Here is an 8,601-nt window from a genome sequence, read left to right as displayed (position 1 = left end):
TTCATTGGCAGCAGCACCTTGCCCGCCCCAGCCCGATGACCTCAGGCGATGTCTGTCAAAGCTCATACCGCCTTGCTTGTCTTTTCGCTCGCCTTCTGCGTCGCATCGCCGATCACATAGCCCGGCTATGCTCCCGACGATGCTCCTTGAAGGCAAACGAACATCCTGCGCAATTCGGTACGCGCTTTTCCGGCAATCGCCTAAGTTGTTGGAGCTGCCGGTGGAGTCGAGCCTGCGCGGCGCAGGGACAGGCTAAGCGATCAGGCGGGCGGCCAGCGTCCTGAGCGATATCATTGGGCAGAACAGCCCGGCTAGTGGCTTCTTGCTGGAACCAGCCCTGGGCTTGCTTGAACACATCTCCGATAGGTGACGAATGACCCTTGAAGTCTGGCTCTCCCTCGCCCTGCTCTGCGTGCTCGGTGCCATGACCCCAGGTCCGAGCCTGGCGGTGGTGCTCGGCAGCATGCTGCGTGGTGGGCGTGGCGCGGGGCTGGCGGCGGCCCTGGCCCACGGCCTTGCGGTCGGACTCTATGCCCTGCTGACAGTCGCCGGCCTGGCGGCGTTGCTGACCACCTCACCCAAGCTGTTCGCGCTGCTACAGCTGGCCGCCGCCGGTTATCTGGTCTTTCTCGCCAGCGACGCGCTGCGCCAGCGCGCGGCGATGACGCCGCCCACTGACAGCACGATCAGCGGCGACAGGCTCGCCATGGCCGCCCGCAACGGCTTCATGATCGCCTTCCTGAACCCGAAGCTTGCGGTGTTCATGCTGGCGCTGTTCGCACCCTTCATCACCACCGACCAGGGACTTGGCGCCAAGGCGCTGCTGGTGCTGACCATCGGCGGCATCGATGCGCTATGGTACACGACCGTCGTCCTGGTGCTGGTTCGCAGCGGACTGCTGCTGGCACTGGAGCGCCATATCGTCTACGTCGGACGGATCTATGCCGCACTGCTGCTGGCGCTGGCTGTCTTTGTCGCGAGCCGTGCTGTTGCCACCTTGGTCTGAGCCGTGGACGCGCTATGTGGCTGTCCATTTTCTACTTCCCGATAATCGCGCAACACTGGCCCGCAAATCGGGAAGAAGTTGATGGATAGTTTCTATAGACGAGGCAGCGTCTTTTCGATGCACCCTGCCTGCAGAGCAATCTCGCTCATGGTGATGGGCTTCCGAGTGAGTGACAAATGGGTGATGAATGGGTGATGAATCTTGACGTCTCTCGCAGCAAAAGGCTGGTCATGTTAGCTTTCGTGCCGAGACATTGCTGGATCGATGCTTCCAACACCAGGCCGAGCAGAATCCGATCTGGCACCCCATCGACAGCACCGGTGGTGAGTGATGCGCAAGCCTGCTTGCCGGGGCGCTCTGGAAAGGCGCCCCGAGACGGCTATTTGGATGGCTCGCTCGCAGCAGGCGCAGCGTTCACTGGGTACCCATAACCCGGGTATGTATAGGCATAAGGGGCGGCACCGTAGGCGTATGGATAACCGCCGTAGTAGGCCGGGTAGCCACCCCAATAGCCCGGATAACCGCCCCAGTAGCCTGGATAGCCGTAGCCTCGTCCATACCAGGGGTTACCCCAGCCGGGGCCCCAGCCATCGCCCCAGTTCCAAGGGTTGAACGGCCCCCAGAAGGCGTTCGCGGAGCCAGCCGCAAACAGGGTAGCACTAGCCAGACCGGCAGCAAGCAAAAGACGTTTCTTGACGAGCATCTTTAACCTCCGTTCACTGAAGATTATCGCGCGCACCGACCCTACCGGTACGCCGCGACACTAGCTTAGAAAAAGACCAGCGACCCTTTTTTGATTAACGTCAATTTTCGAATATCCTATCAAACGAACTCACATAGAGGTCATTCCTCGGACGATCGATCCGCTCGATGTCGATCGCTCGGCAGCGGTCGCGGCCTTCAGGCAACTCGAAGCTCCGCCGGGCGAGGATCGTCCAGAACTAACTGCGCCGCGCGCCCGAGTGCGCTGCAGATGATCGCCATCCCGTCTTCAACCTGCTCGCGCGCGCTCTGGGCGGCCTCGATGTTGACGTACACTGCCCGATAGCGCGCTTCTTGATTGAGATGGGCCATCAACGCCAGCAGGCAGGTGGTCTTGCCGGTCTGGCGTGGGGCATGCAGCAGGAAGTCTTTCTTCTGCTCAATCAGGCCCATCACCTCGGCCAAGTCCCAGCGCTGCAAGGGTGGCAGGCAATAGTGCTCCTCAGCTCGGACCGGCCCCTCTGTCGTGAAAATCGCATCGATGGAAGCCTCAAAGTATTTCTGATTCCTCAAAAAGGTCGACCTGGAGCAACGAGCACGCAACGAGCACCGAAACGCGACTTATCAATGCACCCGATTTCGCATCACTGGACAATTCCGAGTGTATTCATCGGAAACAACCTATCGGAGGTCCCAGCATGCCCCAACAACGGCGACACGACATGGGTGCCGGCGGCACCTGCTTCTGCCCAAAATGCGACTATCGCGGCGCGCACCAAAGCGGCATCCCCTGCCAGGATGAGCGCTGCCCCAGGTGCGGCGCCAAGCTCCTGCGCGAGGGCTCGTACCACGACCAACTGCTGCAACAGAAGCGCGAAGCTTAGGGTGGGCGCGCAATGAGAGTCTATCTCGACTGCTGGCCCTGCTTCCTGCGTCAGGCCCTGAGCGCGGCGCGCCGGGCCGGGGCCTCGCCCGCGCTGCAGCGGCTGATCCTGGAAGAGACCATGACTGAGCTGAGCCAACTCTCTGCCGACGCCACGCCGCCGGAGATGGGCGAGCGCATCCATCGGCTGGTCCGCGAGCGGGCGCAGGTTGCGGACCCCTACCTGGATGTGAAACGTGAGGCCACCACGCAGGCGCTGGCCCTGCTGCCGGCGCTAAGAGCGCGGGTCGAGACGGCCGCTGATCCGCTGCAGACGGCGGTGCGCATCGCCATCACCGGCAACATCATCGACTACGGTGTGGCCGAGACCTTTGATCTGGAGGCGACGCTCGAGCGGGTGCTGCATGCCGAGGCCCCAATCGACGATCTGAATGTACTGCGCCGGGCGCTGGAGCGCGTGGACGAGGTGCTGTATCTGGCCGACAATGCCGGCGAGACGGTGTTCGATCGGGTGCTGATCGAGGCGCTGCCGGTCCCGGTGCGCTATGCCGTCAAGGCGGGCCCCGTGCTCAACGACGCGACGCGTGAAGAGGCCATCGCCGCCGGGCTGGATCAGGTCGCCGAGCTCATCGACACCGGCTGCGACGCCATGGGCGCGCCGCTTGGGCTCTGCTCGCCGGCCTTCCGCGAGCGCTTCGACCGCGCCCAACTGATCATCGCCAAGGGCCAGGCCAACTACGAGACGCTGAGCGGGGTCGATGCGCCCATCTGCTTCCTGCTGCAGGCCAAGTGCTCGGTGATCGCCGAGGACATCGGCGTCGCTCCGGGCAGTGTGATCATCCAGGCGAGCGAGGCGCTGCGTCGACGCTGAGGCTGCTGCCCCAACAGCCTTTGCTCTATGATGCGCGCTTATGTCAACCGGAGCCGTGCGATGGACCCCTTATCTCACAGTCGCTGCCAAGTGGCGGTCATTGGGTTTGAGCGCGCCACGCCCTGCAACGCGCTACCGAACGACGTCTGATCCGCTCCAGCAGCCATGGAAGCTCAATGAGGAGCGACTGACGTTTCATCCATCCGCTGCAAGGATTTCTCTGTCTCCCTGTTGATAAAAACCCGCCCGCTGAAACCGACGATCCAACATCTTTCGAATGACCGATCTCAAGCCGTCCTATGAAGCGCTGAGCGATGACGAGCGCCGTATCCTGCAAGTCCTCTCCGTCGTCTACGAGCCCATCAACCAGACGACCCTACAGCAGATTGTCAGAACCCTTGGCTGGAAGGACGCGCAGGGTAAGTCGCTCGCGGCCCTGGTGGCGGGCCCCCTGCGCCAGCGTTTGCTCAAGTCAGGTTGTCTCGTGGCAACCGAGAGCGGTTTGGTCTGCGCGCGCGAGCTCGCTGAGCCGCTGACACGAGAGACGGTGCGCGCGGGGTTATTCAATGAGATTGTGCGCGCCGGTGAGAAGGTCGTGAGCAGTCAGTCGGCATACCATGGGCAAAGCACTCATCCCGATCGGCAGGCGCGGCGCCTCCGGAATGCCCTGTACGCGGGGCGCGAGGACGAGGTGCTGAGCCAGCTCGGCCTGCAGAACCACAAGCCCGGCGAGCGCATCCCTGACTGCTCCGGAGGACTGCTGAGCCAGATCTGCACCAGGTCGCTCGATCGCGCCTGGCTTGAGGGCCTCTCGCCCCGGCTGCGTGTGCTGGGCCTCGCCCCGACGCTGGTCGAGGCCGGCTACTGGCTGACAGTTCAGCCGGACTTGGAGTCGATCGCTCAGGAGATCCTGACCCCCTTGATTCCGGACTTTCCCGAGGTGTCCCTGGCGCTCGCCGAGCGTTACTTGCTCGATGGTCGCGCGGCAAAGGCGGCATCCATCCTGGCCGATCGAGCCGGTCAACACACGCTGTCACTGATCGGCTGGCTACACTTCATCCAGGGCCGCTACGGGGAGGCGCTCGCCGTCTTCGATCTGCTCCTGACCACGGAGCGAGGAGAGCCACGGCTCGACCGAGACCGCATCGGATCGGCGGATGGCCTGGGTGATCAGCCTCTACGGCGGCACGGCCCAGCTCGAGCCGCGCGAGCAGAAGCAGTCCAAGCGCGGCGGTTGGACGCAGGGGCGGCCCGTGGCCCTGTCGCGCTTGGCCGAATCGCCCGAGGAGTTCGACTATCTGAGCGACCAGGACCAGCGCATCGTCGCCGCCATCACCCAGGACTACGAGCCGGGCTGGTACGGTCGCTATGGCCGCACCTACTACAGTCTCGACTCCGATCGCGCCCTGCGTGCCGCCGAGGGACATCCCAGGATCTTTCGTCCGGGCGCCATGGACACCCCGATCGAACTCCTGTCCGCCGGCCCCGTCCTCGAGGTGCTTAAGCGCAAGGACGATATCTTGATACGCATCACGCCCTTTCCACCCGAGGGCTCGGACCTCCTGGTCCACGAGGACGGCCCGCAGCGCGTGCGGCTGATCCATTTCGACTCATCGCACCGGCGGATCAGCAAGCTCCTCGGCGAGAAGGGCCTGAAAGTCCCACCGAGCGGCAAGGATAAGGTCCTCGAGGGCATCGCGGCGGTCGCGCCGATGCTCAGCGTGCACTCAGCCATCGGTGGGACCGAGCGCATCGCCGAGACACGGGAGGCGGACCAGCGCCCCTATGTCCATCTCAATCCGCTTGATGAGGGGCTGACCATCGAGCTGTTCATGCAGCCCCTAGGCGAGCAGGGTCCGCGGCTGCATCCGGGCAAGGGGATGGCGACGCTCTTCGCTGATCTACAGGGGCGCGCCGTGCAGACCACGCGTGACCTCTCCGGGGAGCGGCGCGCGGCGCAATCGGTGCTCGACGCCTGCCCGGCACTGCCCGGGAACGACGGCTGGACCTGGACGCTGGAGACCACCGAGGAGGCGCTGACCGCGCTGGAGCAGCTGCACGGACTCGGCGACGACTTGGTGCTGCAATGGCCCGAGGGCAAGCGCATCGGCCTGACGCCCGAGGTCGACGCCAAGCGCATGCGCGTGAGCGTGGCCTCGCAGCGCGACTGGCTCGGACTCAAGGGCGAGCTGGGTCTGGAGGACGGGCGCGTGCTCGAGATGCAGCAGCTGCTGGATCTGGTCCAGGCCTCGCCGGGACGCTTCATCCGCCTGGGCGAGCGCGAGTACCTTTCGCTGAGCGACGCCCTGCGCAGGCGTCTGGAGAGCCTCGCGCGTCTGACCGACCGAGGCCGTTTCCATCCCCTGGCCGCCCCAGCGATCGACGAAAGTCTGGAGGGCATGAAGGTCAAGGGCCATGCCCAATGGCGCGCCGCCCTGGACCGTCTCGCCGAGGCCCGTCATCTGCAGCCCGAGCTGCCCTCGACCCTGCAAGCGGAGTTACGCGACTACCAGGTGGAAGGCTTCCGCTGGCTGGCGCGGCTCGCCCACTGGGGCGCCGGCGCCTGTCTGGCCGACGACATGGGGCTTGGCAAGACGCTGCAGTCACTCGCGCTCATCCTCGCGCGCGCGAGCGAGGGACCGACCCTGGTGCTAGCGCCCATGTCGGTCTGCGCCAACTGGATGGCGGAGGCGATGCGTTTCGCGCCCACGCTTGCGCCCAAGCGCTTCGGCGACGGCGACCGCGAGCGGATGCTGAGCGAGGCCGGCCCCTTCGATCTCATCGTCTGTAGCTACGGCCTGCTACAGACCGAGAGCGAGCGGCTCGCGGGCCTGAAGTGGACGACCGTGGTCGCGGACGAGGCGCAGGCCTTCAAGAACGCCATGACCAAGCGCTCGCAGGCGATCATGAAGCTCGACGCCGGCTTCCGCATGATCACCACCGGCACCCCGATCGAGAACCATCTCGGCGAGCTGTGGAACCTCTTCCGTTTCATCAACCCAGGACTGCTCGGGTCGTTGGAGAGCTTCAACCGGCGCTTCGCCACGCCGATCGAGCAGCAGCGCGACGCCGATGCACGCCAGCGTCTGCGTCAGCTGCTGCGGCCCTTCATCCTGCGCCGGCTGAAGAGCGACGTCCTCAGCGAACTGCCGCCGCGCACCGAGATCACGCTCGAACTGGAGCTAGGTCAGGCCGAGGCCGCGCTCTACGAGGCACTGCGCCGCCAGGCCATGGAGCGGCTCGAGTCCGAGGAGACCACGCAGGGCCAGAAGCGCATGCAGCTCCTCGCCGAGATCATGCGGCTGCGCCGCGCCTGCTGTCATCCCAAGCTAGCGCTGCCCGACAGCGAGCTGGCGAGCACCAAGCTCGACGCCTTCGGCGAGGTCCTCGACGACCTGCTCGACAACCGTCATAAGGCGCTGGTCTTCAGCCAGTTCGTTGATCATCTGAGCATTATCCGTGCGTATCTCGACGGCCGCGGCGTCCGCTATCAGTATCTCGACGGCTCCACCTCGGAGGCCAAGCGCAAGGCCGCGGTCGCCGCCTTCCAGGCGGGTGAGGGTGACCTCTTCCTGATCAGCCTACGCGCCGGCGGGGCCGGTCTGAATCTGACCGCCGCCGACTATGTCATCCACATGGACCCCTGGTGGAATCCGGCGGTCGAGGACCAGGCGAGCGATCGCGCGCACCGCATCGGCCAGGAGCGTCCCGTCACCATCTACCGGCTGGTCACCAAAGGCACCATCGAGGAAAAGATCCTGGCGCTGCATGCAAGCAAGCGCGACCTGGCGAATGATCTGTTGGAAGGCACGGGCGAAGGCGGTCGCCTCGATTACGAGGAGATGTTGGCCCTGATCCGCGAGCCCGTGGTCTAGAACACCGGCTCCAGTCGCGGGACTGTCGACGCATTGCTCACTGGACGAGGTTGCCGAGCATTTCGAGCACTGGCGCCAACGTAAGCGCCCCAGGGAACGGATTCCTGAAGCGCTCTGGATCGAGGCCATCGCGCTGGTTGAGCGCGACGGGTTCTCCCGGGTGACCCGCCGGCTGCGGCTCAAGCGCGGCGATCTTAAACGCCATCGCGAGCTCCTCAGCCATGAGCAGCGCCCCAACGAACCCGCAGCGACCTTTGTCGAACTCAGGCCCGCAGCGATGACCCCGCCACCTGCCTACAGGCCAGCCGCGTTAGAGCTGATCCGTCCCGACGGGCTGCGCCTGCGCATCGAGCCCGGTGACGGGATCAACGCGCAGGCCGTGCTGGATCGGTTTCTGGGGCTCGGCGGATGATCCAGCTGACCTTGCTCGGCCAGCGCGATCAGCCGCTCGACCTCCTCGGCCGCCCAACTCATGTTCACCTTCGTCGATTATCCTGCTTTACAGGATGTGACCGGCGCGGGCTGGAGTTGTGTGCAACGAGATACCTTTAGATCGGGTCTAGGTTCGGACTCTGGCAAAAAAGGTAGACAAATACAGAGAACAGTCTTAATCCCCTTTAGATCGGGTCTAGGTTCGGACCACTGCGGAAGGGCATGGTTGAATCGCAATCGGGTCTTAATCCCCTTTAGATCGGGTCTAGGTTCGGACGCGCTCAGAGGAGCCGGATGTTCAGCTCCCGCGGTCTTAATCCCCTTTAGATCGGGTCTAGGTTCGGACAGATCGAAGAAGCCAAGCCAGCCGTCGAGTTCCATGTCTTAATCCCCTTTAGATCGGGTCTAGGTTCGGACCTAAGGATTATCGCAAGGCTCGCGACCTCGCGAAGTCTTAATCCCCTTTAGATCGGGTCTAGGTTCGGACGGGCTGATCGAGATAGACCGCCCGGTTCACGACAGTCTTAATCCCCTTTAGATCGGGTCTAGGTTCGGACCTGGAGAACGACATGAGCGTCACTAGCAAGAGGGTCTTAATCCCCTTTAGATCGGGTCTAGGTTCGGACGAGACTTCAAGCTTTAATGGCTATTAAGCCATTGTCTTAATCCCCTTTAGATCGGGTCTAGGTTCGGACGAGACGATCTTGATGTCGTGCTCCAGTCTGCCACGTCTTAATCCCCTTTAGATCGGGTCTAGGTTCGGACGCTCAACCTATGCGCAGAATATAACGAGGTATAAGTCTTAATCCCCTTTAGATCGGGTCTAGGTTCG

At 63.7% G+C, this 8,601-nt stretch carries 9 protein-coding genes and 1 CRISPR repeat array; of the genes, 6 read left to right on the top strand and 3 right to left on the bottom strand.

The window, feature by feature from the left end; translation table 11 throughout:
- Positions 1-373: 373 nt before the first annotated feature.
- A complete protein-coding gene (locus tag VBE63_RS22210) occupies positions 374-1,006 on the top strand; it encodes a LysE family translocator (protein ID WP_323685204.1) in 633 nt (210 codons plus the stop codon).
- A gap of 379 nt (positions 1,007-1,385) precedes the next feature.
- On the opposite strand, the gene VBE63_RS22205 is transcribed toward VBE63_RS22210, so the two are convergent.
- Positions 1,386-1,709, bottom strand: coding sequence for a sulfur globule protein CV3 (locus VBE63_RS22205; protein WP_323685203.1), 324 nt, complete (start codon positions 1,707-1,709; stop codon positions 1,386-1,388).
- 197 nt (positions 1,710-1,906) lie between these two features.
- A complete protein-coding gene (locus tag VBE63_RS22200) occupies positions 1,907-2,281 on the bottom strand; it encodes a hypothetical protein (RefSeq protein WP_323685202.1) in 375 nt (124 codons plus the stop codon).
- A gap of 125 nt (positions 2,282-2,406) precedes the next feature.
- On the opposite strand from VBE63_RS22200, the gene VBE63_RS22195 reads away from it, so the two are divergent.
- The 4 genes from VBE63_RS22195 (at position 2,407) to VBE63_RS22180 (ending at position 7,337) form a co-directional block, all read left to right on the top strand.
- Positions 2,407-2,592 carry a ferredoxin gene (locus VBE63_RS22195; RefSeq protein WP_323685201.1) on the top strand — a complete coding sequence of 62 codons (186 nt, stop codon included), beginning with the start codon at positions 2,407-2,409 and terminating at the stop codon, positions 2,590-2,592.
- 12 nt (positions 2,593-2,604) lie between these two features.
- A complete protein-coding gene (locus VBE63_RS22190) occupies positions 2,605-3,462 on the top strand; it encodes a damage-control phosphatase ARMT1 family protein (RefSeq protein WP_323685200.1) in 858 nt (285 codons plus the stop codon).
- Between the two features lie 277 nt (positions 3,463-3,739).
- Positions 3,740-4,966, top strand: coding sequence for a hypothetical protein (locus VBE63_RS22185; RefSeq protein ID WP_323685199.1), 1,227 nt, complete (start codon positions 3,740-3,742; stop codon positions 4,964-4,966).
- Positions 4,914-7,337, top strand: a complete 2,424-nt coding sequence (locus tag VBE63_RS22180) for a DEAD/DEAH box helicase (RefSeq protein WP_323685205.1) — start codon at positions 4,914-4,916, stop codon at positions 7,335-7,337. Before VBE63_RS22185 ends, VBE63_RS22180 begins: the two co-directional genes overlap by 53 nt.
- A 37-nt stretch (positions 7,338-7,374) precedes the next feature.
- Here the strand turns inward: VBE63_RS22180 and VBE63_RS22175 are convergent, their stop codons facing one another.
- A complete protein-coding gene (locus tag VBE63_RS22175) occupies positions 7,375-7,542 on the bottom strand; it encodes a hypothetical protein (protein WP_323685198.1) in 168 nt (55 codons plus the stop codon).
- Positions 7,543-7,614: 72 nt separating this feature from the next.
- Between VBE63_RS22175 and VBE63_RS22170 the strand changes: the two genes are divergently transcribed.
- Positions 7,615-7,749, top strand: a complete 135-nt coding sequence (locus VBE63_RS22170; protein WP_323685197.1) for a hypothetical protein — start codon at positions 7,615-7,617, stop codon at positions 7,747-7,749.
- 192 nt (positions 7,750-7,941) lie between these two features.
- Positions 7,942-8,534: a CRISPR direct-repeat array (repeat unit 36 nt; unit sequence GTCTTAATCCCCTTTAGATCGGGTCTAGGTTCGGAC).
- Between the last annotated feature and the right edge of the window lie 67 nt (positions 8,535-8,601).

Source organism: Lamprobacter sp. (assembly GCF_034860625.1).
In the GTDB taxonomy this organism is placed as follows: domain Bacteria; phylum Pseudomonadota; class Gammaproteobacteria; order Chromatiales; family Chromatiaceae; genus Lamprobacter.
The sequence above is the reverse complement of the archived record's forward strand: the minus strand, read 5'-3'. Positions and strand labels throughout refer to the sequence as shown.